The following is a 26,143-nucleotide window of genomic DNA, read 5'->3' as shown; positions in this document are numbered from 1 at the left end:
TCACTTGGCTCCTGCACGGATATAGCGGTGGGGAACAAAGGGCATCGCCGCGACGGTGGCGTCGTGGAGCTTGCCCCGCTGGATCAATTTGAGCTGGGTGCCCGGCGTGGCGAGCACGGCGGGCACATAGGCCATGCCGATCGGCGCACCAACACTCGGTGCAAAGCCGCCCGAGGTGACACGGCCGATGATGGCGCCGTCGGCGTCGACGACGCTCGCGCCCTCGCGCACCGGCTGGCGCCCGGCGACCGACAGGCCGACGCGTTTCACCGCCGGGCCGTTCGCCCGCTCGTCGAGGATGCGTGCGGCGCCAGCGAAGTCCGCCGCCTCGCGACGCCGCTTGGACAGCGCGAACCCGAGATCGGCCATCACCGGCGTCGTCTCCGGATCGAGATCGTGGCCATAGAGCGGCAAGCCGGCTTCAAGACGCAGCGAGTCGCGCGCGCCCAGGCCGATCGGCTTGACCTCGGGCTGCGCGCAGAGTGCAGTGGCGAAGCCTTCCGCGATGTCGGCCGGCAGCGAGATCTCGAAGCCGTCCTCACCCGTATAGCCCGAACGGCTGATCCACAGCGGCGTGCCGTTCCAGCTGAACGCGCCGGCGGTCATGAACACCAGCGTATCCACGCTTGGCACAACGCGCACCAGGGCGTCGACTGCCTTCGGCCCCTGCAACGCGAGCAGCGCCTGCTCGTCCATCAGGTTGATGACGACGTCCTCGGGCAGCACGTCGAGCAGATAGGCAACGTCGTCATATTTGGTCGCGCCGTTGACGACCATGTAATGGCTCGCATCGCCGAACGGATGCCCTTCGGGCAGCGTCGTGACCATCAGGTCGTCGAGGATGCCGCCCTCGTTGTTGAGCAGCAGCGAATAGCGCATCTTTCCCGCCGCGAGTCCGGCCACGTCGCCCGGCAGCACCGCCTCGAGCGCCTGAGCCACGCCGTCGCCGGTCAGGCCGACCTGCCCCATATGGCTGACGTCGAACAGACCCGCATTCTCACGCGTCCACAGATGCTCGGCCATGATGCCCTCATATTGGACGGGCATCTCATAGCCGGCGAACGGCACCATGCGGCCGCCGCGGGCGCGATGCCAGCCGTCGAGGGGAAGATGCTGGATCGCGGGCTCGTCCGCTTCGCCGTCAAGCCGTTCCAGTTCGGCGTCCTGCGCCTGTTCGATCACCGCGTCGCTCATCACCCGGGCCTTTCAAAAGGGCAACAGGCCGCGGCGACGTGCCGCCTCCTGTCGGAAACCCCCTCTGTCACGGAACCTGAGAGCTTTGACCCGCGCCGGCGCGCCGTGCGGGCTTACCCCTTCGGTGGCCCCTGAAAGGGGCGCTTTCCAGAGTGTCGATGGCCGTCGCGCGGTCCCGTGTGCCTGAGAGATTCCGGGGTGGTTGCTCCTTCGGCGGCCCCCTTCACGAAGGCTCTCTCCCGCGCGCGCCTATGCGGGTTGCCCCGCATCGACTTAGCCCCGCTCTGACTGCGCGCCCGTGCCAAGTCAATCGGCAAACGACCGATCGACGGTTCAGCGTTGTGCGTTGTATTTCAGCTGGTCGTTGGTCAACTGGAACCCGACCAAGGCCTCGAACGAGGCGCTCAGCACCGCCTGGCGGATATCGGGCCGGCTCAACGGATCGGTCGCCGCATCCTCTTCACCGGCCTTGCGCTTCTTGGTCAGCTCGCGGCGCACGTCGTCGGACAGCGTCGCGGCGGCACGCGCCACCTGGGTCGAGGCCTGCCCGGTCGCCTGCGCGCGCGCCTGCCCGGCGTCGAAGTGGACGCGGACCTGGCCGATCCGCTTCGCCGTCACCTGCGTCCCGCCACGCACCACCGCAATGTAGAAGGGCAGCGTGACATCGCGCGCCGAGTCGGTGCGGGTGCGGCGGGCGAGCACCTCGAACGTCACCGTCGTCGCGATCTGCTCGCCAGCATCGTTGCACGTGCCGCGGACGTTGGTCATGTCAGCAACAACATCGATCGCGCTGGCATCCTGGCTGGTCGCCGGATCGAACAGCGTGACGTCGCCGGTCCCCGCGGCGACGCCGACGGTCGGACAGGCCGAGCGCACGGCCGAGATGCCGCCTTCCACCACCTCGCCCTTGCCGGCGCAGCCGCCGAGGACGAGCGCGAGGGCGCAAGGGGCGAGAAGCGAGCTTTTCACGGTGAACGCGTACCTTTTCGAACGGGCGACACATCAGACCGGGTCGCCCCGGCCAAGCGGCGCGCACCATAGGAAGCGCCTTTCGTGCACGCAAGCAATCGCGTAGAGCGTGCGCCATGGCCTCCATCGTTCCGACCGCTCCGGCGCCCGCCGGCGACAAACCCGCGCTCGAACTGCTGATCGCGGCGCCGCGCGGCTTCTGCGCCGGTGTCGACCGCGCCATCCGCATCGTCGAACTGGCGATCGAGAAGCATGGCGCGCCGGTCTATGTCCGTCACGAGATCGTCCACAACAAGTTCGTCGTCGACACGCTGAAGGCGAAGGGCGCCGTGTTCGTCGAGGAACTGGATCAGGTACCCGACGGCAAGCCGGTGGTCTTCTCCGCGCACGGCGTGCCCAAGTCGGTACCCGCCGCGGCGCAGGATCGTGGCCTCGACTATCTCGACGCTACCTGCCCGCTGGTCTCCAAGGTGCATCGCCAGGCGGAACGGCATGTCGATGCAGGCCGGCACATCGTGTTCATCGGCCACGCCGGCCATCCGGAGGTGATCGGCACGCTGGGTCAGGTGCCGGCTGGCGCCATGTCGCTGATCGAGACGGTCGAGGACGTCGCCGCCTTCACCCCAGTCGATCCGTCAAACCTCGCATTCCTCACGCAAACGACGCTATCGGTGGACGACACGGCGGCGGTTGTTGCTGCACTGCAGCATAAGTTCCCGTCTATCCAGGGTCCGCGTGGCGAGGACATCTGCTACGCCACGTCGAACCGTCAGGCGGCGGTGAAGGTGATCGCGGCATCGTGCGACGCCTTGCTGGTCATCGGCGCGCCCAATTCGTCCAATTCGCTGCGGCTGGTCGAGGTGGCCGAGCGCGAGGGGACGCCGGCGCGGCTGATCCAGCGCGCCGACGATCTTGACTGGTCGTTCCTCGACGGGGTCGGCACGCTCGGCATCACCGCCGGCGCCTCCGCGCCCGAACTGCTGGTCCGCGAACTGGTCGACCGTCTCGCCACCCGCTTCGACGTCACGGAACGGGAAGAGGAGACGACGCGGGAGACGATCGCCTTCAAGCTGCCGCGCGGGCTCGAAGCAGCGGCTTGAGGTGGCGGTTTTGGGTCAGTCGATGGCGACGATCTGGTCGACGTTTTCGATCTCGACCGTGTGCTGGTAGCGCGCCAGCGAACGCGGCCGTCCGACCACGAGATTGGCGATCGGCCGCGCGCGGATGCGACCACGCACCGTCACCGTCTTGCCTTTGAGATAGGTTTCGGGCGGCTGGCCGTATTTCTTCTCCAGCATCTTCGCGACGATCGGTCGCATCGAGAAGGTGACGTCGTCGGCCCCGCGATAGTCGGGGGTGGAGTTCAGGAACACCGCCTTCAAATTGCGATCGGTGGCGGCGACCGTCATGCGGAAGGTGCCGCTGTTCGCCCGTTCGGGATGCGCCTCCGCCAAAGCGATCGCGGCGGGCGGATCGAGCACCACGGGCGCGGCGGCGGTCTGAGCGGCAAGCGGGGCGAGCAGGAACGCGATCGGCATGGCGGCTTCCTTCGTGTCGTTGTCGACCAAGGGCTTGTAGGCGGGGGATAATCCAAGGCGCCAGTGAATAGCGCGTCATCCTGCCCTTTCCTTCCGGCGCGGCGGCGGGCAGGAGGTGCAGGATCGGGGCAGGGAGTGGCATGGCAGTCTATACGCAGGTCTCGGCCGAGGCGCTCGGCCGCTTTCTGGAACGCTATGACGTCGGCGCCCTGGTGTCGGCCAAGGGCATCGCCGAGGGCGTCGAGAACAGCAACTATCTGGTCGACACCAATGATGGCCGGTTCATCCTGACGCTGTACGAGAAGCGCGTCGACGCCGGCGACCTGCCCTTCTTCATGGCGCTGCTCGACCATCTCGCGGCGCGCGGGCTGCCGGTGCCGCCGGCGATCCGCGACCGCGACGGCATCGCAATCCAGACGCTGGAGGGCCGGCCGGCCTGCCTGATCCAGTTCCTGCCCGGCGTGTCGGTGACCCGCCCCACCCCCGCCCAGGCCCGTACCGCCGGCGCCGCGCTCGCCGACCTGCACGCCGCGGTCGCCGATTTCGACGGCGGGCGGCCCAACAGTCTGGGCGTCGCCGCCTGGCGGCCGCTGCTCGACCGCTGCGGCCGTGACCTCGACACCATCGCGCCCGGTCTGTTCGCCCGCGTCGATGCCGCGCTGGCGGAGGTCGAGGCGGCATGGCCGCACGACCTGCCCGCCTGCGTCATCCATGCCGACCTGTTCCCCGACAATGTGCTGATGCTCGCCGCACAGGTCACCGGGCTCATCGATTTCTACTTCGCCTGCCGCGACTTGCGAGCCTATGACGTCGCCGTGATGCACACCTCCTGGGCTTTCGATCCCGTCGGCACGCCACTTCCCGGTGTCGGCGCCTCACTGATGACCGGCTACGGCCCGCGCCTGCTGACGGAAGAGCGCGCCGCACTGCCCGTGCTGGCACGCGGCGCCTGCATCCGCTTCCTGCTGACCCGCGCCTGGGACTGGCTCAACACGCCCGCCGATGCGCTGGTGACGCGTAAGGACCCGCTCGCCTACCTGCGCCGGCTCGACTGGTACGACGCCCATCCGGAGGCGTTCGCATGACGACGCCGGCCAGCCTGGTCGAGATCGCCACCGACGGCGCGTGCAAGGGCAATCCGGGGCCCGGCGGCTGGGGCGCGGTGCTGCGCTTCGGCAGCCATGAAAAGGAACTGTCCGGCGGCGAGCCGATGACCACCAACAACCGCATGGAGCTGACCGCCGCGATCAAGGCGCTGGAACTGCTGACCCGCCCCTGCCACGTCAAGCTGTCGACCGACAGCAAATATGTGATGGACGGCCTGACACGCTGGATCCACGGCTGGCGCAAGAACGGCTGGAAGACCGCGGACAAGAAGCCGGTGAAGAATGCCGAACTATGGCAGGCCCTGTTCGCCGCGACCCAGCGGCACGAGATCGAATGGATCTGGGTGAAGGGCCATGCCGGCCATCCCGACAATGAACGCGCCGACAAATTGGCGAGTGACGCGGCGATCGCGGCGGGGAAGCCAGCCGCCTGATCTTTGCGGCCTGACACGTCGGGCCGGCGGATGACGGCTTAAGGGCGCCGCCCGATCCCGGACGAGTCCGATCGATCAGCCGGACACATCCGTGAAGCGGGTCGGCGCGTAGCGGTCGACGTCGATCGTCCCGACGAAGGCGGGTGGCGCCCGGTCGAGCAGCAGCGCCGCCGCCAGCGCTGCCGCTGCCGGCGCGGTCTGGATGCCGAAGCCACCCTGACCGGCGAACCAGAAGAAGCCCGGCATGCGGGGATCGAACCCATAGACCGGCAACCGGTCGGGCGCGAAACTGCGCAGCCCGGCCCAGCGCCGTTCCAGTCCGGCGACGCGCCAGTCGACCGCGCCTTCGAACCGGTCGATCGCGACCGCGACGTCGATCTCCTCCGCCGCGGCGTCGCACGGGTCGCTCGGCGTTTCGTCGCTGGGGGTCAGCCACAGCCGGCCACCCGCCTCCGGCTTGAAATAGAAGCTGCCGGCGATGTCCTCGACCAAGGGGAGGCGCGGCGGCGGCGCAGGGTCGGTGCGCATTTGCACCATCGTGCGCCGGTGCGGCGTGATGCCGAGCGGCGGCACGCCGGCGAGTCGGGCGATTCCATCGGCCCAGGCACCTGCCGCGTCGACCAGCAGTCGCGCGGCGAAAGGACCGGCCGCCGTGTCGAGTCGCCAGACGCCGTCCTGCCGCGCGGCTCCACGAAGGACGGCCGAGGTGACCAGGGTGCCGCCGCTCCGTCGCGCGGCGGCGAGGTAATCGCCATGCAATGCCGCGACGTCGATATAGGCGCAGGTCGGCTCGGCGATGCCGATCGTCCAGTCGGGTCGCAGCCCCGGCACGACGCCGGCCGGATCGACCGTGTCGAGCGCGACGCCCGATCCGGCAAAGGCGGTGAGAAAGGCCTCGGCCGCCGCCGCGTCCTGCGCCCGGCCGATGTGCAGCGAGCCGAGCGGATCGAGGTAACCGCCGTCGCGCAGCGTCGCGCCCGACGCGCTGGTCAGCGGCTGAATCGCCGGGCCGCCATAGGTTTCCGACCAGAAGGCCGCGGAGCGGCCGGTGGCATGATAGCCCGGTCGGTCCTCCGCCTCGAGTAGCAGCACGCGCGCGGCATCGCCGATCGCCGCGGCAAGGCTGGCCCCGGCGATGCCCGCACCGACGATCGCGACGTCATGGATCATGCGGCACGGTCAACGAATGGGGGTCGGCGAGGAAGGCATCGATCAGGCCATAGGCGCGCCGGCGCACCGCGTCATCCTCACGCAATATCTCGTGCGCCGATTCGGCGCCGAACCGCTCCAGCCGGCAATCGGGCAGCTTCGCCGCGACGCGGATCGCCGCCGCCGCGTCGACCAGCCCGTCCGCCTCCGCCACCAGCATCAGCGTCGGCGTCGTCACCTGCGCCAACCGTGGGTCGCGCTGCAGCCGCGCGCAGGCGTCCAGCGCCTCGCGCACCCAGGCCCAGCTCGGCGGGCCGAGCAGCAGATCGGGTGCTTGGCCGTACCAGAAGGCCTCGTCGGCGTAGCGATCGGCCGAATGGGTCAGCAGCCGCTGGCGATGGCCGCTCGAGCGCGCATCCTCGCGTACCTTCCAGGCGGGGCGGGCCGGATCGCCGGCCATGGTCATCAGTCGCGCCAGCCAGCCGCCGATCCGCGCGCCGACCGGCGAGCGGACGCCGAGCATCGGCGCGACCAGCACCAGCGAATCGGGATCGATCCGCCGCTCGATCAGCGCCCGCAAGGCGAGATGCCCACCCATCGAATGGCCGAGCAGCGCCGCCGGCCCGTCCGCCTCCGCGCGCCATCCCCGCCAGAAGTCACCGAGATCGGCGATCCACGGCAAGAAGCTGGCGGCATGGCCGACGCGCGGATCGGCGGCGAGCCGCCCGGACCCGCCCTGCCCGCGCCAGTCGAACGCGGTTACCGACCAGCCGCGGTCGTGAAGGTGGTGGATCACCTCGAGGAACTTCTCGATGATGTCCGCGCGCCCGCCCTGCACCAGCACGCGGCCGCGCGGATCGGCATGGGGCCAGTCGAAGCGGCGATGCGCCCAGCCGTCGGGTGCGGTCCAGCACGACAGGGTCGATCCCGCCGGCCATGATCGCCGCAGCGCGCGGGCCGAATCGACGTCCGCATCGGCGATCGTCCGGGTCCGGTTCATCGGCGGCGCGTCGTGGTTACGTTTTCGCAAGCCATATCATCTACCTGTCACGGGTCATGGGGTGGCATCAACTTCTTGCCGTGGCGCTGGCCGGCGCGCTCGCTCTGCTGCTGATCGCGGCGGGTGTCGAGGATGCACGCCGGCGCGAGATCGCCAATTGGAAGAATGCCGCCATCGCGCTCGCCGCGCCGCTCTGGTGGTATGCCAACGGCCTCGGCTTGGGCGACGTCGCCTGGCAGCTGGGTATCGGCCTCGCCGTCTTCTTGATCTTCGCGGGCGTCTTCGCGGCCGGCTGGATGGGCGGCGGCGACGTCAAGATGATCGCCGCGCTGGCGCTCTGGCTGCCGGCGGGCGCGCTGCTCAACATGCTGATGCTGATGGCGCTGGCCGGGGGCGTGATCACCGCGCTGATGCTCGTCGACAGCAAATTGCGCCGCCGGTCCGGTGCAGTGGAGGTGCCCTATGGCGTCGCCATCGCCGCCGCGGCGCTGCTCACAATATCGCCAACCGGATTTTAACCGTTCCAATGCAATGTGATGCCGGTTCAACTGCCGGTGCGCTGAAAGGCCCCAAGTACAATGGATAGTCGCAAGCTCGTTTTGCTGGTGGGCGCCTTGCTGGTCGCCGGCATCACGGCATTCTTCGCCAAGACGCTGATCAGCGGCGCCGCCACGCCCCAGGCATCCGCCATGGGTCAGCCGGCGCCCGTGATCGATGGCCCCGAAGTGCTGGTCGCGACCCGCGCCCTGCCCGTCGGCACGATCCTCGACGCCACCGCGCTGAAGTTCCAGCCGTGGCCGAAGGACCTGGTCGACGGTGCTTATTATATCAAGGGCACGACCGATCTCAAAACGCTGCAGGGCACGGTGGTGCGCAATGCCATCACCGCGGGCCAGCCGGTGACCACCGGCGCGCTGGTCAAGCCGGGCGATCGCGGCTTTCTCGCCGCGGCGCTCGGGCCGGGCATGCGCGCCGTGACGGTCAGCGTGTCGGGCCAGGCGGCGGTGGCGGGCTTCGTCTTCCCGGGCGACCGCGTCGACCTGGTCCTCACCCAGTCGGTCGCCGGCGGCGGCGATGGCGCCCCGCTGAAGGTGTCGGAAACGATCATGCGCAATATCCGCGTGCTCGCCACCGACCAGCGCACCGACAATGTCGTCGGCGAGGACGGCAAGACCAAGGTCAGCAACTATTCCAACGTCACCTTCGAGGCGACGCCCAAGATGGCGGAGCAGATCGCGGTGGCCAAGACACTGGGCGACCTGTCGCTGTCGCTGCGCAGCCTGGCGGACAGTCCCGCCGAGCTCGAGGAAGCGATCGCCAACGGCGGCGTCAAGGTGCCGGCGAACGGCGATGCCAAGGCCGAAAAGGCGATGATGCTCGCCGTCGCCAGCCAGCCGCAGGTCGGCAATTCGACCTTCGCCACCGGCGGTGACGTGTCGCGCTTCCAGCGGTCGACCGTGCCGGCCAAGGCGTCCGGCTCCGCCGTAGCCGGCGGCGTCAATACCGCGGGCGTGCCGATGCCCGGCGGCGCCCCGGGGGCGCCCAATGCGACCGTGGCGGGCGGTGCCGCCGCCGGCGTCCCGACGGGACCGGTGGTGCGCGTCGCGCGCGGCAATTCTGTGACCGTGGTGCCGGTCGGGGGGAACAAGTAACATGCGCACGCTCTTCATTCCGCTGACGATCGCGCTGGTCGGCGCGGCGGCGGCCCCGACCGGCGCGCGGCCGACGACGCGGCCGACGACGCCCGCCCCGGTGACCGGTTCGGGTCTGGTGCAGGTCAACACCGGCCGCGGCCGGCTGGTGACGCTGCCCCGGCCGATGACCGACGTCTTCGTCGCCGACGACGGCATCGCCGACGTGCAGGTCCGCTCGCCCACCCAATTGTACATCTTCGGCAAGAAGCCCGGCGAGACGACGATCTCGGCGACCACCAAGGGCGGCGCCGTCGTCTATGCCAGCACGGTCCGCGTCGGGAACAATTACGACTCGATCGGCGCGATGCTGCGGCTGGCGATGCCGGAGGCGCAGATCGTCGCGACGCCGATGAACGGCCTCGTCCTGCTGACCGGCACGATCGCCAGTCCCGGCGACGCGGCGGAGGCGGAACGGCTGGTCCAGGCCTATGTCGGCGACAGCACCAAGGTCCTGTCGCGGCTGAAGACCGCGACGCCGTTGCAGGTCAATCTGCAGGTCCGCTTCGCCGAGGTCAGCCGCACCTTCATCAAGAACGTCGGCGTCCGCCTGACGACCAGCGACCGTCCGGGCGGCGGCTTCCTGTTCGGCAGCGACTCGTCGACCGCGTCGGCCGGCACGATCAGCTACGATGCGACGACGGGCGCGAAGACCTCGACCTTCACCACGGGCGCGAATCGCACGACGCTTGGCATCGCCGGCCGCCTGCTCGGCACCGACATCCTGTCGGCGATCGACCTGGGCGAGACGCTCGGCCAGGTGACGACGCTCGCCAATCCCAATCTCACCGCGCTGTCGGGTGAGACGGGGACGTTCCTCGCCGGTGGCGAGGTGCCGATCCCGATCGCGCAGGCGCTCGGCACCGTGTCGGTCGAATACAAGCAATATGGCGTCAGCCTTGCCTACACGCCGACCGTGCTTGCCGACGGGCGCATCTCGCTGCGCGTCCGGCCTGAGGTGTCGCAGCTCGACTATTCAAACGCGGTGACGCTGAACGGCACGCGCGTGCCAGGCCTGTCGACCCGCCGTGCGGAGACCACGCTCGAACTCGGCTCGGGTCAGAGCATGATGATCGGCGGCCTGCTGCAGAACAGTCACAACAATTCGATCGACAAGACGCCGTTCCTCGGTGACCTGCCGATCATCGGCTCGCTGTTCCGCTCGAACAACTTCCAGCGCAGCGAGACCGAGCTGGTGATCATCATCACCCCCTATCTGGTCAAGCCGATCAACAACGCCGCCGACGTGGCGCTGCCCAGCGACGGCTATCGCGCGCCGACCGACGCTCAGCGCATCCTGATGGGTGAGGTCGGCACCGGCGTCAGCGGTGGCCGCCGACCCGTGCCGACCATGGCGACCGGCCGCTATGTCCCGGCCCCCACGATCGGCGCGGCGGCCAGCGTGCCGGCGACGCCGCAACGCGACCCGGCGGCGGCGACGGCCGATCCCCGCACCACCCGCAAGTCAAAGGCGGCGGCCACCGTGCCCGCCCCCGGCTTCTCCAACTAAGCGCGCGAAGGACACTCGCATCATGATCCGCTCGCTCCTCCTCGCGTCCCTCGCGGTCCCGGCGCTGCTCGTCGGCGGCTGCATGGGCACCGAAAACCGCGGCGTCGAGTCGGTCCACCAGCCGGTGGTCGATCGCGCCAGCTACGCCCTCGATCTGGCGGTGCGCGGCAGCGCCCTGGCGCCCGGGGAGGACCGCCGGCTCGCCGGCTGGATGGACGGCATGCGCCTCGGCTTCGGCGACGTGGTCGCCGTCGACGATCCGGGCTATGCCGCCCCCGTCGCGCATGACCAGGTCGCCGGCGTCGTCGCGCGCTACGGCCTGCTGCTGTCGACCGACACGCCCGTCACCAATGCCCCTGTCGCGGCCGGCGCGGTGCGCGTGGTGGTGACGCGGATGCGCGCTTCGGTGCCGGGCTGTCCGGACTGGAGCCGCAACAGCAGCAACGAATTCGATGCCAATGCCTCGTCCAATTATGGTTGCGCGGTGAACAGCAACCTCGCCGCGATGATCGCGCGGCCGAGCGATCTGGTTCACGGCGCCGACAGCGGCCCGGTCACCGATCCGATGCTGACCAGCAAGGCGGTCGACGCCTATCGCAAGAAGGCACCGACCGGTGCCGGCGGCCTGCAGGGCGCCAGCGCGGGAGGGAAGTAAGATGAACGCACCCTGGAAACCCGGCAGCACCGGCCTGCGCGACCCGTTCGCCGCCTATGTCTGCGACGAGACCACCGCCGAGACGCTGCGTCCGGTCGCCGCCGAACTGGGCTGGGCGGTCGAGAAGGTCCACAAGGGCGGTCTGCGCAATGCGGTGCAGTCGCTGTCCGTGTCGGCGAGCCCGCAGATCCTGTTCGTCGACCTCGCCGAATCGGGCGACCCGCTCAACGACATCAACGCCCTCGCCGAGGTCTGCGAGCCGGGCACGGTGGTGATCGCCGCCGGCCAGGTCAACGACGTGCGCCTGTACCGCGACCTCGTCGCCAGCGGCATCCAGGATTATCTGCTGAAGCCGGTGCATCCGGACATGCTGCGCGAGGCGCTGGGCCATGCGCAGGCGATGCTCAACGCGCCCAAGCCGATCGACGCCGAACCCGACCGGCCGCACCTCGCGACCGCGGTGATCGGCACGCGCGGCGGTGTCGGCGCTTCAACGCTGGCGACCTCGCTCGCCTGGCTGCTCAGCGAGAAGGAGAAGCGGTCGACCGCGTTGCTCGATCTCGACGTGCACTTCGGTACCGGCGCGCTGGCGCTCGACCTCGAACCCGGCCGCGGCCTGACCGACGCGATCGAGAATCCGAGCCGCATCGACGGCCTGTTCATCGAGCGGGCGATGGTCAAGGCGTCGGAAAAGCTCGCCGTGCTCTCGGCGGAAGCGCCGATCAACGCCCCGCTGATGACCGACGGCGCCGCCTTCTACCAACTGCAGGAGGAGATGCGCGCCGCGTTCGAGTGCACGGTCGTCGATCTGCCGCGCGCGATGCTGGTCCAGCACCCGCATCTGATCAGCGACATCCAGACCGCGGTGATCGTCACCGAACTGACCCTTGCCGCGGCGCGCGACACGATCCGCATCCTGTCGTGGTTGAAGACGAACGCGCCGCAGACGCGGGTCACCGTCGTCTGCAACCGCATGCATCCAACCGCGCAGATCGAGATCAGCCGCAAGGATTTCGAAGGATCGATCGAGCGCAAGATCGATCACGTCGTCCCCTTCGACCAGAAACTTGCGGCACAGGCGGCGAAGCTCGGCAAGCCGCTGGCCGAGGCCGGCAAGAATTCGAAGACGGTGGCGCCGCTGGTCGATCTGGCGGGCAGCCTGCTGAATGCGAACGACGAAATCGCCGACAGCATTGGCCCGGCCAAGGGCGGCAAGAACGCCAAGGGCAAGTCGCTGATCGCCTCGCTGCTCAACAAGCGCCCGGCCAAGTGATCGTCCGCCGGCATCGGCTTTAGGGAGCGCGGAACGGGACCATGACCATGATGCCCCTGCTGTTGATCGCGCTTGGCGCGGCGGCGGTGCTCGGCCTGTTGGCCTTTGCGTTCGCGGGCCCGTCGCCGCAGCGGGCGCAATCCCGCCGCATCGCCGCATTGCGCGAGCGCCATGGTGAGGGCGCAGCGATCGCCGATGCCCAGATGCGCCGCATCACCGCCGGTCGCGAACAGACCAAGACCGACATCGCCTTCGGCAAGCTGCTGCCGAATCCGGCGCAACTCGCCAAGCGGCTGGCGATGACGGGCAAGGACTGGACCGTCGGCCAATATGGCATGGCCAGCGTCGGCCTGCTGGTGGTGACCGCCGGCCTGTTATGGCTGCGCGGCGCGCCGCTCATCCTGGGCCTGTTCATCGGCACGATCGTCGGCGGCGGCATTCCGCACTTCGTCGTCGGCAAGTTCATCCAGCGCCGCATCGCCAAGTTCACCGCGAAATTCCCCGACGCGATCGAGCTGCTGGTGCGCGGTCTGCGCTCCGGCCTGCCGGTGACCGAGACCATGACCGTCGTCGGTCAGGAGGTCGATGGTCCGGTCGGCGAGGAATTCCGCATGGTGTCCGACAAGATGAAGATCGGCCGATCGATGGACGGCGCGCTGCAAGACACCGCCGACCGGCTCGGCACGCCGGAATTCCAGTTCTTCGTCATTACGCTGGCCATTCAGCGCGAGACCGGCGGCAATCTGGCGGAAACGCTCGCCAATCTGGCGACGGTGCTCCGCCAGCGCAGTCAGATGAAGCTCAAGATCAAGGCGATGTCGTCGGAATCCAAGGCCTCGGCCTATATCGTCGGCTCGCTGCCGTTCATCGTCTTCGGCATGATCTGGATGATCAATTCCAGCTACATGCAGAACTTCTTCGTCGACCAGCGGCTGATGATCGCCGGCATCGGCGGGCTGATCTGGATGAGCATCGGCGCCTTCATCATGGCCAAGATGGTCAATTTCGAAATCTGACGGGCTGGAAAGAAACGGATCATGCAAGCACCCGGCCCTACCCTTCTCGGCGTCGACGTCATGTGGGTCGCGACGATCCTGTCGGGCGTCGCCGCCTTCGCGGTGATGGTCGCGATCTATGCGGCGACGACGGTCAGCGACCCGATGGCGAAGCGCGTTAAGGCGCTGAACGACCGGCGCGAACAGCTGAAGGCGGGCATCACCGCCTCGACCCGGCGCCGCGCCAAGCTGGTGCAGCGCAACGACACTGCCGACAAGATGCGCAGCTTCCTGTCGTCGTTGAAGGTGCTGCAGGACAGCCAGGTCAAGACCGCGCAGGTCAAGCTGATGCAGGCTGGCATCCGGTCGAAGGATTGGGCGGTCGCGGTGATCTTCGGCCGGCTGGCGCTGCCGATCGTGTTCGGCGGCCTCGCCGTCTTTCTCGTCTACGGCACCGACACCTTCGCCGATTACTCGCCGTTCAAACGCTATGCGATCGTCGCGGTCACCTTCCTGCTGTCGTACAAAGCGCCCGACATCTATTTGAAGAACAAGATCAACAAGCGATCGGACGCGATCCGCAAGGGGCTGCCCGACGCGCTCGATCTGCTGGTGATCTGCGCAGAAGCGGGCCTGACCGTCGACGCCGCGTTCAACCGTGTCGCCAAGGAACTAGGCCGCGGCTTTCCCGAGCTGGGCGACGAATTCACCCTGACCGCGATCGAACTCGGCTTCCTGACCGAGCGGCGGCAGGCGTTCGAGAACCTCGCCATGCGCGTCAACCTGGACGCGGTGAAAGGCGTCACGACGACGATGATCCAGACGGAGAAATACGGCACGCCGCTGGCCTCAGCCCTTCGCGTCCTGTCGGCGGAATTCCGCAACGAGCGGATGATGCGCGCCGAGGAAAAGGCGGCGCGCCTGCCCGCGATCATGACGGTGCCGCTGATCCTCTTCATCCTGCCGACGCTGTTCATCGTCATCCTGGGTCCGGCGGCCTGTTCGATCAGCGACGCCTTCTAAACACCGTCACGGCGAACCCATCACACGGCATCCTCCCCGCTCGCGGGGAGGGTCGCGCTTGAACCAACCTCGCCGGTCGTCGTTGTCGTCCCGTAACAGGGAGGACCATGATGCTCTTCACCACCCCGACCCAGTTCGCCGCGCTCGCGCTGGCGCTGTTCGCCGGCTGGCTGTTCGGCCTCGCCAGCCATCCCGGTGGCCGCAAGTGGAAGACGCGCTACGCCACCGAGCGTGAGGCACATGCCGGCTATCGTCGCGACACCGATACGCGCGTCGCCGAGGCCAATCGCCGTATCGCCGAGCTGGAGGCGGAAAACAGCCGCCTGGCCAAGGCGCAGCCGGTCGCCGCGCCGGTGGTGACGACCACGGATGGCGTCGTCGCCGAACGGCCGACCCTGACCGATCGGCTGACCGGCCGGCAACCGGTGGCGGCGCGGGCCGCCCGCCCGGCCTTCGCCACGCGCGACGCCAACCGCGGCTGGTTCGACTGGCGCTGACCTCGCTCGACTTGGGCCGGCAAAGCGGTCAAGGTCGCGTCATGACCCAGCCTCTTCGCACCGGCGGCCGCATCCTCGTCGACCAATTGCTGGCGAACGGATGCGAGCGCGTCTTCACCGTCCCCGGCGAGAGCTTCCTCGCCGTGCTCGACGCGCTGCACGACACGACGGAGATCGACACGGTCACCTGCCGGCAAGAGGGTGGCGCGGCGTTCATGGCCTGCGCCGACGGCGCGCTCAGCCATCGGCCGGGCATCGCCTTCGTCACACGCGGGCCGGGCGCGACCAACGCGTCGATCGGCGTTCATGTCGCAATGCAGGATTCGCAGCCGATGATCCTGTTCATCGGCGACGTCGATCGCGGCACCCGCGATCGCGAAGCGTTTCAGGAGGTCGATTTCGCGGCGATGTTCGCGCCGCTCGCCAAATGGGCGGCACGGATCGACGACGCGCGCCGCATCCCGGAATATGTCGCGCGCGCCTATGCCACCGCGATGAACGGCCGGCCGGGGCCGGTCGTGCTCGCACTGCCCGAGGACATGCTGCTCGATGAGGTCGAGGCGGTCGACCGCCCGCGGGTCGAGCGCATCCGTCAGGGCTGTGACGAGGACACGATCGAGCGGCTCGGCGACCTGCTCGCCACCGCCGAACGGCCGGTGGCGATCGTCGGCGGCGCCGGTTGGGACAGCGTCGCCGCGCAGGATTTTGCGGCGTGGGCGCATCGGACCGGCGTGCCCGTGGCGGCGGCATTCCGGCGGCAGGACGCCATTCCGAACGCCTGCCCGAGCTATGCGGGCAACCTCGGCTATGGCCCCAATCCGCAGCTGGTCGACCGTATCAAGGCGGCGGATCTGCTGCTCGTCGTCGGGCCACGGCTCGGCGAGGCGACGACCGACGGCTATGCGTTGATCACGCCGGACCATCCCGGCCAACGGCTGATCCACGTCCATCCCGATCCCGAGGAACTGGGCCGCACCTATCGGACCGATCTGGCGATCTGTGCCGGCATGACCGAATTCGCCGAGGCGCTGGTCGCGCTGGACGGGCCGCCGCATCCCGGCGGCGCAGAGGCGCACGCCGACTGGCGCGCCTGGTCGACGCCGGCGGCGCGCGACGGCGTCGCGATGGACCTCGGCCGCTGTGTCGCGACGATGCGCGAGCAATTGCCCGCCGATACGATCATCTGCAACGGCGCGGGCAATTACAGCGGCTGGTGGCACCGTTATTGGCCCTATGCGGCGCCGGGCACGCAGCTGGCGCCGACCGCCGGCGCGATGGGCTATGGCCTGCCCGCCGCGATCGCCGCGGCGCTGCGTCATCCCGAGCGCAGCGTCGTCGCGCTGGCAGGCGACGGCTGCTTCCTGATGAACGGCCAGGAACTGGCGACCGCGGTCCAGCACGACGTGCGGCTGCTCGTGCTGGTCGTGGACAATGGTGCCTATGGCACGATCCGCATGCATCAGGAGCGGGAATTCCCCGGCCGGATCGCCGCGACGCAGCTTGCCAACCCGGATTTCGCCGCCCTCGCCCGCGCCTATGGCTGCTGGGCAGAAACGGTGACGCGGACGGAGGATTTCGCCCAAGCGCTGAGCCGCGCGCAGGCGGAGCCGGGTGTGCGCCTGCTCCACCTCAAGACCGATGTCGAGGTGATCACCGCCGGCACCACGTTGAGCGCGATCGCGCGACGCAACTAAACGCCGCAACGATCGCCGCCCGGCCGCGGTCTCAGCGCAGCTTCTCGGTCCCGTTCATCAGCGCCGTCTTCTGCGCGTCGCTCATCGCCGCGGCATTGACGTCGGCGTCGTCGATCGCATCGGCCTGCTGCTCGCCGCTCTTGCGAATCTGCTTGGCCTGATCCTTCATATTGTCGGCCGCCTGCTCCATCGCGTCGGCGCGATTGTCATAGGCCTTTTCGACGTTCTTCGCGAGCTTGTCGTCGCCGTTGCCGCCGCAGGCGGCCAGCGACAGCGCCATGGCGCCCAGCAAGGCCGCAGCCATCGTCTTCTTCATGTCTCTTTCCCTGTTTGATAGCTGGTTCGAAAAAGGGCCGCCCCGCACGTGGCGGGACGACCCTCATGTCCGGTTGCCCGGCAGGACGATCAGATGTCGTCGCCGAGCGCGCCCTTGACCTTGCCCTTGAACTGCTCGCCCTTGCCTTCGGCCTGCTGGGCCTTGCCCTCGGCGGCCATGTCGGCGTCGTTGTTGTGGTTGCCGATGGCTTCCTTGACGTTGCCGATCGCTTCGTTGATGTTGCCCTTGATCTTGTCGGTCAGCTCGCCCATCACGGCCTCCTGCGCTTGATGCGGACCGGGGATCGGACCGCTTGATCTACCGCAAGAACAACGGGTTCGACCTCGTACCGGTTCCGTGACAAACTCGACAGACAGCGTCCATTTGCGACGAAACGTCGGCGGGCCGGCTCAGATCAGGCCGGCGAGCGGACTGGACGGGTCGGCGTAGCGACGCTGGCCCATGCGGCCGGCTCGGTAGCTCAGCCGTCCCGCCTCGATCGCGGCCCGCATCGCGGCGGCCATCATCACCGGATCCTTCGCCTCAGCGATGGCGGTGTTCATCAGCACGCCGTCGCAGCCCAGCTCCATCGCGACCGCCGCATCGGAGGCGGTGCCGACGCCGGCATCGACCAGCACCGGCACCTTGGCGCCCTCGACGATCAGGCGGATGGTGACGCGGTTCTGGATGCCGAGGCCGGAGCCGATCGGCGCGCCGAGCGGCATGATCGCCACCGCACCCGCCTCTTCCAGCTGCTTCGCCGCGATCGGATCGTCGACGCAATAGACCATCGGCTTGAAGCCCTCGCGGACCAGCACCTCGGTCGCCTTCAGCGTCTCGCGCATGTCGGGGTAGAGCGTCTTCGCCTCGCCCAGCACCTCCAGCTTGACGAGATCCCAGCCGCCGGCCTCCCGCGCCAGGCGCAGCGTGCGGATCGCCTCGTCGGCGGTGAAGCAGCCGGCGGTGTTGGGCAGGTAGGTGACCTTCTTGGGGTCGATATAATCGGTCAGCATCGGCGCCTTGGGATCGCTGACGTTGACACGCCGTACCGCGACGGTGACGATCTCCGCGCCGCTCGCCGCCAGCGCGGCGGCATTCTGCGCAAAGTCCTTGTACTTGCCGGTGCCGACGATCAGCCGCGAGCGGAAGGTGCGGCCCGCCACCGTCCAGCTGTCGTCGTCGATCGGCCGGGCGTGATCGCCACCACCCACGAAATGCACGATCTCGATATCGTCGCCATCCTCGACGCACACTTCGGCCAGCGTCGAGCGCGGCACCACCTCGAGATTGCGCTCGACCGCGACCTTCTCTGGCACCAGCCCTAGCTCGGAGGCGAGCTTGGCCAGCGACAGGCCGGCCGGGACGCGCTTGTGCTCGCCATTGACGGTAATCGAGACGGTGCCATCGGTGTGGGGCATAATAGGAACTCCTTGCCGCCCCATCTAGGCGCCTTGGCCCCGGTGTCCACCTCTGCGCGGGATGATGTTCGCGCAACGCGGGGCACGCCGTTTTGCACCCGCCGGCAAAGGGCGGTAAGCCCGCCGCCATGTCCGACACCATCTTCGTCCTCAACGGCCCCAACCTCAACCTGCTCGGCCTGCGCGAGCCGGACATCTACGGCCACGACACGCTCGACGACATCGCCGGGCAGCTGGAGGATCGCGGCCGCGAACTCGGGGTGGAGATCGACATGCGCCAGTCCAATCACGAGGGGCATCTGGTCGACTGGCTGCACGAGGCGCAGGCGCGGCAGGCGAAGGCGGTGCTGCTCAACGCCGGCGGCTTCACCCATACGTCGGTGGCGATCCACGATGCGATCAAGAGCGTGACGACACCCGTGATCGAGGTGCATCTGTCCAATCCGCACGCGCGCGAGAGCTTTCGGCACGAGAGCTTCGTCGGGCGGGCCGCCAAGGGAACCATCGCGGGCTTTGGTGCCTTGAGCTACATCCTCGCGCTTGAAGCAGCCGCGCGCTTCTGACAGGAGGCTCCGCCATGACTGATAACAACCAGAACGGCGCCCAGGGAGGCGCGATGCAGGTCGATGTCAACCTGGTGCGCCAGCTCGCCGAGCTGCTCGACGCCACCCACCTGACTGAGATCGAGGTCGAAGAGGGCGACCGCAAGATCCGCGTCGCGCGCAAGGCCGCCGCCGCCGCGCCCGCCGTCCACTATGCGCCGGCGCCCGCCGCCGCGCCTGCGCCTGCCGCCAGCGCACCGGCGACCGCCGAGGCTGGCGCCTCTGCCCCGACCGTCTCGGCCAATGCGGTCAAGTCGCCGATGGTCGGCACCGTCTACCTTGCCGCGGAACCGAGCGCCAAGCCCTTCGTCAGCGTCGGCCAGAGCGTGTCGCCGGGCGACACGCTGCTGATCGTCGAGGCGATGAAGGTGATGAACCCGATCACCGCCACCTCGGCCGGCACCGTCAAGCAGATCCTGGTCGAAAACGGCCAGCCGGTCGAATTCGACCAGCCGCTCGTCGTCGTCGAGTAAGGCGATGCGCCCCATCAAGAAGCTGCTGATCGCCAACCGCGGCGAGATCGCGCTGCGCATCCATCGCGCCTGTCACGAGATGGGCATCCAGACGGTCGCGGTCCATTCCACCGCCGACGCCGACGCGATGCACGTCCGCCTGGCGGACGAGGCAGTGTGCATCGGGCCGCCGGCGGCGACCGACAGCTACCTCAACATCCCCAACATCATCTCCGCCGCCGAAATCTCCGGCGCGGACGCGATCCATCCCGGCTACGGTTTCTTGAGCGAGAACGCCAAGTTCGCCGAGATCGTCGAACTGCATAACCTGATCTTCGTCGGCCCGAAGCCGGAGCATATCCGCACCATGGGCGACAAGGTGGAGGCCAAGCGCACCGCCGGCGCGCTCGGCCTGCCGCTCGTCCCAGGCTCCGACGGCGCGATCAGCGACGTCGCCGAGGCGAAGGCGCTGGCCAGCCGCATCGGCTATCCGGTGATCATCAAGGCGGCGTCGGGCGGCGGCGGCCGCGGCATGAAGGTGTGCACCAGCGAGGATCAGCTCGAGACGCTGATGCAGCAGGCGGGCAGCGAGGCGAAGGCGGCGTTCGGCGACGCCACCGTCTATCTCGAAAAGTACCTGGGCAATCCGCGCCATATCGAATTTCAGGTGTTCGGCGACGGCAACGGCAACGCCATCCACCTCGGCGAACGCGACTGTTCGCTGCAGCGCCGCCACCAGAAGGTGCTGGAGGAGGCGCCCTCCCCCGTCATCACGGCGGAGGAACGCGCGCGGATGGGCGGCATCGTCGCCAAGGCGATGGCCGACATGGGCTATCGCGGCGCCGGCACGATCGAGTTCCTGTGGGAAGACGGCGAATTCTACTTCATCGAGATGAACACGCGGCTGCAGGTCGAGCATCCGGTGACCGAGATGATCACCGGCCTCGATCTCGTCCGCGAGCAGATCCGCGTCGCCGAGGGGCATCCGCTGACGCTGCGCCAGGAGGACGTGCAGTTCCGCGGCCATGCGATCGAATGCCGCATCAATGCCGAGGACCCGCGCACCTTCGCGCCTTCCCCAGGTTTGGTGAAGCAATATCACGCGCCGGGCGGCATGCACGTCCGCGTCGATTCGGGGCTGTACGCGGGCTACAAGGTCCCGCCCTATTACGACTCGATGATCGCCAAGCTGATCGTCTATGGCACCACCCGCCAGGGCGCGTTGCGCCGTCTGCGCCGCGCGCTGGAGGAGTTCGTCATCGAAGGGATGAAGACCACCATCCCGCTGCACCAGGCCTTGCTCGACGACCCCGAATTCCAGGACGGCCAGTACACGATTAAGTGGCTGGAGGAATGGCTGGCGCGGCAGGACGCCTGAGACGCTGACGCCTCCCCGTTCGCGGGGAGGTGGCACCGCGACAGCGGTGACGGAGGGGGCTGGCCGCAAACACACCGCGTGCGGCCACCCCCCTCCACCACCGCCTTCGGCGGCGGTCCCCCTCCCCGCAGGCGGGGAGGATTGCTAAGGTGGCTGCATGAAAGCCACCATCTACCACAACCCGCGTTGCGGCACGTCGCGCAGCACACTCGCCATCCTCGAAGAGGCGGGCGCCGATGTCACCGTCGTCGAATATCTGAAGCATCCGCCGACGGTCGCCGAACTGTCGCGGCTATACGGCCTTGCCGGGATTAGCCCGCGGGACGGGCTGCGCGCGACCGAACCGGACGCCAAGGCGCTGATCGATGCCGGGGCCGACCATGCTACCATTTTGGATGCGATGGCGATCAATCCGATCATCATCCAGCGGCCGCGGGTCGAGACCGACAAGGGCGTGGTGCTCGCCCGTCCGGCCGAACGGGTGCGCACCATCCTCTAGTCTGCTGAAAAAACGCGCAGATCGACAAGGTCTGCCCGTTTCTCGCGCAGTAAAATTGCGAGATTCCCCGTTGCTTGCAAGGGTCCGTTGCTGGCACAATCGGGCCACGGCGCGCGGGGTTGCGGGCGGGGTTCCAGCGAGGGGCGTAGACAGGTGAAGAAGGTCGAAGCCATCATCAAGCCGTTCAAGCTGGATGAGGTGAAGGAAGCGCTGCACGAGATCGGCGTCAGCGGCATCACCGTCACCGAGGCGAAGGGCTTCGGTCGCCAGAAGGGCCACACCGAACTGTATCGCGGCGCCGAATATGTCGTCGACTTCCTGCCCAAGGTGAAGCTGGAGGTCGTCGTCGACGATTCGCTCGCCGAACGCGTCGTCGAGGCGATCGCCGCCGCCGCGCAGACCGGCCGCATCGGCGACGGCAAGATCTTCGTCATCCCCGTCGAAACCGCGCTGCGCATCCGCACCGGCGAACGCGATGAAGCGGCGATCTGACTGATTTCCGTCACCCCAGCGAAAGCTGGGGTCTGCTTCAAACCACGAGACCCCAGCTTTCGCTGGGGTGACGCAAGGCGAAAGAAAGACTGACGACCATGGCGACGACCGCTTCGGACATTCTGAGCAAGATCAAGGACGAGGAGATCGAGTGGATCGATCTCCGCTTCACCGACCCCAAGGGCAAGTGGCAGCACCTCACCATGGTCGCCTCGATCCTGGGCGAGGACGAGCTGACCGACGGCCTGATGTTCGACGGCTCGTCGATCGCCGGCTGGAAGGCGATCAACGAGTCGGACATGATCCTGAAGCCCGATCTGGACGCGGTCTATACCGACCCGTTCTCGGCCACCCCGATGCTGATCGTCTTCTGCGACGTCGTCGAACCGTCGACCGGTGAACTCTACGCCCGCGATCCGCGCTCGACCGCCAAGCGCGCCGAGGCGTACCTCAAGACCACGGGCATCGGCGACACCGTCTATGTCGGCCCGGAAGCCGAATTCTTCATGTTCGACAATGTGCAGTTCGACACGAACTATGCCGGCTCCTACTTCAAGATCGACGACATCGAGCTGCCGACCAACACCGGCCGCGACTATGAGGGCGGCAACCTGGGCCACCGTCCACGCGCCAAGGGCGGCTATTTCCCCGTCGCGCCGGTCGACTCCGCGGTCGACATCCGCGGCGAGATGGTCTCGACCATGCTCGAGATGGGCCTGCCCTGCGACAAGCATCACCATGAGGTCGCCGCCGCGCAGCACGAGCTGGGCCTGACCTTCGGCACGCTGACCACCACCGCCGACCGCATGCAGATCTACAAGTATGTCGTGCATCAGGTCGCCCACGCCTACGGCAAGTCGGCGACCTTCATGCCCAAGCCGATCAAGGAAGATAACGGCTCGGGCATGCACACCCACTTCTCGATCTGGCAGGGCAAGGAGCCGCTGTTCGCCGGCAATGGCTATGCCGGCCTGTCGGACACCTGCCTGTATTTCATCGGCGGCATCATCAAGCATGCCAAGGCGATCAACGCCTTCACCAACCCGACCACCAACAGCTACAAGCGGCTGGTGCCGGGTTACGAAGCGCCGGTGCTGCTCGCCTATTCGTCGCGCAACCGCTCGGCCTCGTGCCGCATCCCGTACGGCACGGGCGCCAAGTCGAAGCGCGTCGAAGTCCGCTTCCCCGACGCGATGGCCAATCCCTATCTCGCTTATGCGGCGCTGATGATGGCCGGCCTCGACGGCATCCAGAACAAGATCCATCCCGGCGAGGCGATGGACAAGAACCTGTACGACCTGCCGCCGGCGGAACTGTCGCAGGTGCCGACCGTCTGCGCGTCCTTGCGCGAGGCGCTCGAGTCGCTTGGCGCCGACCACGACTTCCTGCTCAAGGGCGACGTCTTCTCCAAGGAGCAGATCGAGGCCTATATCGAGCTGAAGTGGGAAGAGGTCGCGCGCTGGGAAATGACTCCGTCGCCGGTCGAATACGACATGTACTACAGCATGTAAGACGGTCGCGTCGGTGCGGCCTCGGCCGTGCCGACGCTGTCGCCGGTCACGCGAGGAGTAGCGCAGCGACGGCATACGTAATGCCCCTTCAAGAATAAGGGCGCCCGGATCATTCCGGGCGCCCTTATGCGTTTGGCCATGACCCGAACATCGGGTCGGCGGCTATTTCTGGCAGGCGACGATCGCGGCGATCACCGACAGAGTCTCCTCCGGGTCGCGCACCTTGACCGTGTCGAGGCCCAGTTCCTTCGCCGGATAATCGTTGCCGCCCGGGAAGATCGCGTCGCCGATGAACATCATCTTGTCGAGCTGGATGCCGCTCGCATCGTGCAGCTTCTTCAGGCCATAGGCCTTGTCAACGCCCTCGCGGGTGATGTCGATCGACGTGGCACCACCCATGTTGATCGACAGGCCCGGCAACCGCTTCTTCAGGTCGGCCTGGATCACCTTGCGCTTCTCGAACTTGGGGTCCCAATGTTCCTTGGCGTCGATCGGCGCCTGCTGGCCGAGCGCCGAGAAGGTGATCTGGCTGCCGCGATCCTCGATCCGCTCGCCCCAGGTCTTCTCGGGCACGAAGCCCGTCGCCTCGAGCGATTCGTCGAATGCCTTCAGGATCTTGGCCTTGGTCTCGTCGTCGAACAGCTCGGCATAGACCGGTGACCAGGCACCGTCGCGATGCGTATAGAGCTTGGTACCCGTGGTCGGCATCAGCCACAGCTTCGACAGATCGGCACGCGCCGGCAGGCGGCTCGCGACCTGCTTGTCGAACTGCGGCCAATCACCGCCCGAGATCACCGCGACATGCGCGACGCCGAGCAGGTCGGCCAAAGCCTCCCCCATCGGTTCCTGCAAGGGCTGCTTGCTCTCGGCCAGCGTTCCGTCGAGGTCGAAGGCAACCAGCTCTTTCATGCATTTACTCCAATTCTGGGGAAGATGAGGGTATCGATCGCGTGGGCGACGCCGTCGGCGTCATTGCCGCGAGAGACGGCATCGGCCTTTGCCTTCACGCCGTCGGGCGCATTGCCCATGGCCACGGCGAAACCGGCACGTTCCAGCATCGGCACGTCGTTGAACTGGTCGCCGATCGCCGCCACCGCATCGAGCGGCTGGTCGAAGGCGCGGGCCAGCGCGGTCATGCCGTCGCCCTTGTTGCCGGCAAGCGCGGTGACGTCGAGATAATAGACCTGGCTCTGCACGATCGTCGCCCGGCTGCCGAATGCCGGCGGGCAACGGTCGGCCAGCGCCTTGAGCAGCGCGTGGTCGTCGCTGACGAAGGTGATCTTGTCGGCGCGGTCGAGATAAGGCGTGAAATCGTAGGTGACGACGGGGTCTTGGTTCGACGCCAGCCGCTCGTGGGCGACATGCTCGCCTTCGTCGGTCGATGCATACCAGCGATCGTCGGCGAACACCCAGATGTCGACCGCCTCGCCCTTCGCCAGATCAAGCACGCCGCGCACCACCTCCGGGTCAACGACGTGATGCTCGTCGATCGTGCCGTCGCGGCGGAAGATGATGCCGCCGTTGAATGCCGCCATCGGCGCGTCGATGCCGAGCGTGTCGGCGATCGGCATGATCCCCGATCGCGGCCGCGCACTGATCACGGTGAAGCCGACGCCCGCCTGCTCCAGTCGCAGCACGGCGTCGGTGGTCGCCGGGGTCAGTTGCTTGCTCTTGTCGACCAGGGTCCCGTCGATGTCGGATACGACAAGCCGGATCGGCGTCATTGCGGGATCTCGACGTGTCCGCCGAAGCCGAAGCGCATCGCCGACAGCACCTTGTCGCCGAAGGTATGTTCGACGCGGCTGCGATAGCGCGCGAACAGCGAGGCGGTCAGCACGTTGGCCGGCACCTTCTCCTCCATCGCCGCATCGATCGTCCACTGGCCCTCGCCCGAGTCGGCGACGCTGCCGGTGAACTGCTCGAGCTTGCCGTCCTTGGCGAGGGCGATCGCGGTCAGGTCGAGCAGCCAGGACGAGATCACGCTGCCGCGCCGCCATACTTCAGCCACGTCAGTCAGGTTGATGTCGAAGCGCTCGTCCTCGGGCAATTTGTCGCTGCTCTTGCCCTTCAGAATGTCGAAGCCCTCGGCATAGGCCTGCATCAGGCCGTATTCGATGCCATTGTGGATCATCTTGACGAAGTGGCCCGCACCCGCCGGCCCGGCATGGATATAGCCCTTTTCCGCGCGCGGATCGTCGCCCTCGCGGCCCGGCGTGCGCGGGATCGAGCCATAGCCCGGCGCCAATGCCTCGAAGATCGGGTCGAGCATCGTCACGGTGTCGTCGTCGCCGCCGATCATCATGCAATAGCCGCGCTCCAGCCCCCAAACGCCGCCCGACGTGCCAACGTCGACATAATGGACGCCCTTGTCGCGCAGCCCCTTCGCGCGGCGAATGTCGTCCTTGTAGAAGGTGTTACCGCCGTCGATGATGACGTCGCCCTCACGCGCATCCTCCGCGATCGCCGCGATCGTGTCCTCGGTCGGGCCGCCGGCGGGCAGCATCACCCACCAGATTGCCGGACTGTCCAGCTTGTCGCGCATGTCCTGCAGCGAGGTCGCGGCGATCGCGCCGTCCGCGGCGAGCGTGTCGACCGCCTCCTTGGCGCGATCGAAGGCGACGACCTCATGCCCCGCCTTCATCAGCCGCCGCGCGATGTTGCCGCCCATGCGGCCGAGTCCGACCAAACCGATCTTCATGGAATATACGTCCTGCTGGGAAGGATGATGCACGGACAAACTCCGCCGC

The 26,143-nt window shown here is 67.8% G+C and carries 29 protein-coding genes and 1 riboswitch; of the genes, 18 read left to right on the top strand and 11 right to left on the bottom strand.

The features are described from left to right. Both gcvT and D9601_RS01410 read right to left on the bottom strand, forming a co-directional pair. On the bottom strand, positions 1-1,194 hold the full coding sequence (gcvT, locus tag D9601_RS01415) for a glycine cleavage system aminomethyltransferase GcvT (protein WP_198352154.1): 1,194 nt from the start codon (positions 1,192-1,194) through the stop codon (positions 1-3). A 160-nt stretch (positions 1,195-1,354) separates the two neighbouring features. Beyond that, positions 1,355-1,446: riboswitch (glycine riboswitch) on the bottom strand. A gap of 81 nt (positions 1,447-1,527) precedes the next feature. Beyond that, entirely contained in the window at positions 1,528-2,163 is a 636-nt protein-coding gene (locus tag D9601_RS01410) for a hypothetical protein (RefSeq protein WP_198352153.1), read from the bottom strand. Between the two features lie 116 nt (positions 2,164-2,279). Between D9601_RS01410 and ispH the strand changes: the two genes are divergently transcribed. Then, positions 2,280-3,263: a 4-hydroxy-3-methylbut-2-enyl diphosphate reductase gene (gene ispH, locus D9601_RS01405; RefSeq protein WP_198352152.1), complete on the top strand. Its 984-nt coding sequence runs from the start codon at positions 2,280-2,282 to the stop codon at positions 3,261-3,263. A gap of 15 nt (positions 3,264-3,278) precedes the next feature. On the opposite strand, the gene D9601_RS01400 is transcribed toward ispH, so the two are convergent. Continuing rightward, positions 3,279-3,701 (bottom strand): hypothetical protein, encoded by a 423-nt coding sequence (locus D9601_RS01400; protein ID WP_198352151.1) that lies wholly within the window; start codon positions 3,699-3,701, stop codon positions 3,279-3,281. Between the two features lie 140 nt (positions 3,702-3,841). On the opposite strand from D9601_RS01400, the gene thrB reads away from it, so the two are divergent. Together thrB and rnhA are read left to right on the top strand one after the other, a co-directional pair. Beyond that, complete coding sequence (thrB, locus tag D9601_RS01395; RefSeq protein WP_198352150.1) at positions 3,842-4,786, top strand: homoserine kinase; 945 nt, start codon at positions 3,842-3,844, stop codon at positions 4,784-4,786. Beyond that, a complete protein-coding gene (gene rnhA, locus D9601_RS01390; protein WP_198352149.1) occupies positions 4,783-5,241 on the top strand; it encodes a ribonuclease HI in 459 nt (152 codons plus the stop codon). Before thrB ends, rnhA begins: the two co-directional genes overlap by 4 nt. A 75-nt stretch (positions 5,242-5,316) precedes the next feature. Here rnhA and D9601_RS01385 read toward each other — a convergent pair whose 3' ends face one another. Continuing rightward, entirely contained in the window at positions 5,317-6,411 is a 1,095-nt protein-coding gene (locus tag D9601_RS01385; protein WP_198352148.1) for an NAD(P)/FAD-dependent oxidoreductase, read from the bottom strand. Beyond that, the gene (locus tag D9601_RS01380; RefSeq protein WP_198352147.1) at positions 6,401-7,390 is read right to left on the bottom strand and encodes an alpha/beta fold hydrolase; all 990 of its coding nucleotides are present in this window, start codon (positions 7,388-7,390) and stop codon (positions 6,401-6,403) included. Before D9601_RS01380 ends, D9601_RS01385 begins: the two co-directional genes overlap by 11 nt. 56 nt (positions 7,391-7,446) lie before the next feature. Between D9601_RS01380 and D9601_RS01375 the strand changes: the two genes are divergently transcribed. The 9 genes from D9601_RS01375 to D9601_RS01335 all read left to right on the top strand — a co-directional run bounded on the left by D9601_RS01375 (position 7,447) and on the right by D9601_RS01335 (position 16,728). Continuing rightward, the gene (locus tag D9601_RS01375) at positions 7,447-7,908 is read left to right on the top strand and encodes an A24 family peptidase (protein WP_198352146.1); all 462 of its coding nucleotides are present in this window, start codon (positions 7,447-7,449) and stop codon (positions 7,906-7,908) included. 60 nt (positions 7,909-7,968) lie between these two features. Continuing rightward, positions 7,969-9,042 (top strand): Flp pilus assembly protein CpaB, encoded by a 1,074-nt coding sequence (cpaB, locus tag D9601_RS01370; protein WP_198352145.1) that lies wholly within the window; start codon positions 7,969-7,971, stop codon positions 9,040-9,042. A gap of 1 nt (position 9,043) precedes the next feature. Next, positions 9,044-10,591, top strand: coding sequence for a type II and III secretion system protein family protein (locus tag D9601_RS01365; RefSeq protein WP_198352144.1), 1,548 nt, complete (start codon positions 9,044-9,046; stop codon positions 10,589-10,591). Positions 10,592-10,613: 22 nt separating this feature from the next. Then, positions 10,614-11,246, top strand: a complete 633-nt coding sequence (locus D9601_RS01360; protein ID WP_198352143.1) for a CpaD family pilus assembly protein — start codon at positions 10,614-10,616, stop codon at positions 11,244-11,246. 1 nt (position 11,247) lies between these two features. Next, positions 11,248-12,519 carry a nucleotide-binding protein gene (locus D9601_RS01355; protein ID WP_198352142.1) on the top strand — a complete coding sequence of 424 codons (1,272 nt, stop codon included), beginning with the start codon at positions 11,248-11,250 and terminating at the stop codon, positions 12,517-12,519. 41 nt (positions 12,520-12,560) lie between these two features. Continuing rightward, positions 12,561-13,535, top strand: coding sequence for a type II secretion system F family protein (locus D9601_RS01350; protein ID WP_198352141.1), 975 nt, complete (start codon positions 12,561-12,563; stop codon positions 13,533-13,535). A gap of 21 nt (positions 13,536-13,556) precedes the next feature. Then, on the top strand, positions 13,557-14,537 hold the full coding sequence (locus tag D9601_RS01345) for a type II secretion system F family protein (protein WP_198352140.1): 981 nt from the start codon (positions 13,557-13,559) through the stop codon (positions 14,535-14,537). A 107-nt stretch (positions 14,538-14,644) separates the two neighbouring features. Then, positions 14,645-15,034 (top strand): hypothetical protein, encoded by a 390-nt coding sequence (locus D9601_RS01340; RefSeq protein WP_232473770.1) that lies wholly within the window; start codon positions 14,645-14,647, stop codon positions 15,032-15,034. 41 nt (positions 15,035-15,075) lie between these two features. Continuing rightward, entirely contained in the window at positions 15,076-16,728 is a 1,653-nt protein-coding gene (locus tag D9601_RS01335; protein WP_198352139.1) for a thiamine pyrophosphate-binding protein, read from the top strand. A gap of 31 nt (positions 16,729-16,759) precedes the next feature. Here the strand turns inward: D9601_RS01335 and D9601_RS01330 are convergent, their stop codons facing one another. The 3 genes from D9601_RS01330 to thiS form a co-directional block, all read right to left on the bottom strand. Next, a complete protein-coding gene (locus D9601_RS01330; RefSeq protein ID WP_198352138.1) occupies positions 16,760-17,044 on the bottom strand; it encodes a hypothetical protein in 285 nt (94 codons plus the stop codon). A gap of 89 nt (positions 17,045-17,133) precedes the next feature. Further along, positions 17,134-17,316, bottom strand: a complete 183-nt coding sequence (locus D9601_RS01325) for a CsbD family protein (RefSeq protein ID WP_198352137.1) — start codon at positions 17,314-17,316, stop codon at positions 17,134-17,136. Positions 17,317-17,454: 138 nt separating this feature from the next. Beyond that, positions 17,455-18,462 (bottom strand): sulfur carrier protein ThiS, encoded by a 1,008-nt coding sequence (gene thiS, locus D9601_RS01320; protein ID WP_198352136.1) that lies wholly within the window; start codon positions 18,460-18,462, stop codon positions 17,455-17,457. Positions 18,463-18,590: 128 nt separating this feature from the next. Between thiS and aroQ the strand changes: the two genes are divergently transcribed. The 6 genes from aroQ (at position 18,591) to glnA (ending at position 23,396) form a co-directional block, all read left to right on the top strand. Continuing rightward, the gene (gene aroQ / locus D9601_RS01315; protein WP_198352135.1) at positions 18,591-19,025 is read left to right on the top strand and encodes a type II 3-dehydroquinate dehydratase; all 435 of its coding nucleotides are present in this window, start codon (positions 18,591-18,593) and stop codon (positions 19,023-19,025) included. 14 nt (positions 19,026-19,039) lie between these two features. Next, on the top strand, positions 19,040-19,537 hold the full coding sequence (gene accB / locus D9601_RS01310; RefSeq protein WP_198352134.1) for an acetyl-CoA carboxylase biotin carboxyl carrier protein: 498 nt from the start codon (positions 19,040-19,042) through the stop codon (positions 19,535-19,537). A gap of 4 nt (positions 19,538-19,541) precedes the next feature. After that, on the top strand, positions 19,542-20,894 hold the full coding sequence (gene accC / locus D9601_RS01305) for an acetyl-CoA carboxylase biotin carboxylase subunit (protein ID WP_198352133.1): 1,353 nt from the start codon (positions 19,542-19,544) through the stop codon (positions 20,892-20,894). A 157-nt stretch (positions 20,895-21,051) separates the two neighbouring features. After that, on the top strand, positions 21,052-21,393 hold the full coding sequence (locus D9601_RS01300) for an arsenate reductase family protein (protein ID WP_198352132.1): 342 nt from the start codon (positions 21,052-21,054) through the stop codon (positions 21,391-21,393). A gap of 153 nt (positions 21,394-21,546) precedes the next feature. Continuing rightward, positions 21,547-21,885: a P-II family nitrogen regulator gene (locus D9601_RS01295; RefSeq protein ID WP_198352131.1), complete on the top strand. Its 339-nt coding sequence runs from the start codon at positions 21,547-21,549 to the stop codon at positions 21,883-21,885. Between the two features lie 98 nt (positions 21,886-21,983). Further along, positions 21,984-23,396, top strand: coding sequence for a type I glutamate--ammonia ligase (glnA, locus tag D9601_RS01290; RefSeq protein WP_198352130.1), 1,413 nt, complete (start codon positions 21,984-21,986; stop codon positions 23,394-23,396). Positions 23,397-23,558: 162 nt separating this feature from the next. On the opposite strand, the gene D9601_RS01285 is transcribed toward glnA, so the two are convergent. The 3 genes from D9601_RS01285 to gnd are packed head-to-tail and all read right to left on the bottom strand — an operon-like array spanning position 23,559 to position 26,127. Beyond that, the gene (locus D9601_RS01285) at positions 23,559-24,305 is read right to left on the bottom strand and encodes an HAD-IIB family hydrolase (RefSeq protein WP_198352129.1); all 747 of its coding nucleotides are present in this window, start codon (positions 24,303-24,305) and stop codon (positions 23,559-23,561) included. Next, positions 24,302-25,120, bottom strand: a complete 819-nt coding sequence (locus tag D9601_RS01280; RefSeq protein WP_198352128.1) for a Cof-type HAD-IIB family hydrolase — start codon at positions 25,118-25,120, stop codon at positions 24,302-24,304. The genes D9601_RS01285 and D9601_RS01280 overlap by 4 nt, the downstream gene beginning before the upstream one ends. Then, the gene (gnd, locus tag D9601_RS01275) at positions 25,117-26,127 is read right to left on the bottom strand and encodes a phosphogluconate dehydrogenase (NAD(+)-dependent, decarboxylating) (protein ID WP_332837872.1); all 1,011 of its coding nucleotides are present in this window, start codon (positions 26,125-26,127) and stop codon (positions 25,117-25,119) included. The genes D9601_RS01280 and gnd overlap by 4 nt, the downstream gene beginning before the upstream one ends. Between the last annotated feature and the right edge of the window lie 16 nt (positions 26,128-26,143).

Source organism: Sphingomonas sp. MA1305, from assembly GCF_016107325.1.
Taxonomy (GTDB): domain Bacteria; phylum Pseudomonadota; class Alphaproteobacteria; order Sphingomonadales; family Sphingomonadaceae; genus Sphingomonas.
The sequence above is the reverse complement of the archived record's forward strand: the minus strand, read 5'-3'. Positions and strand labels throughout refer to the sequence as shown.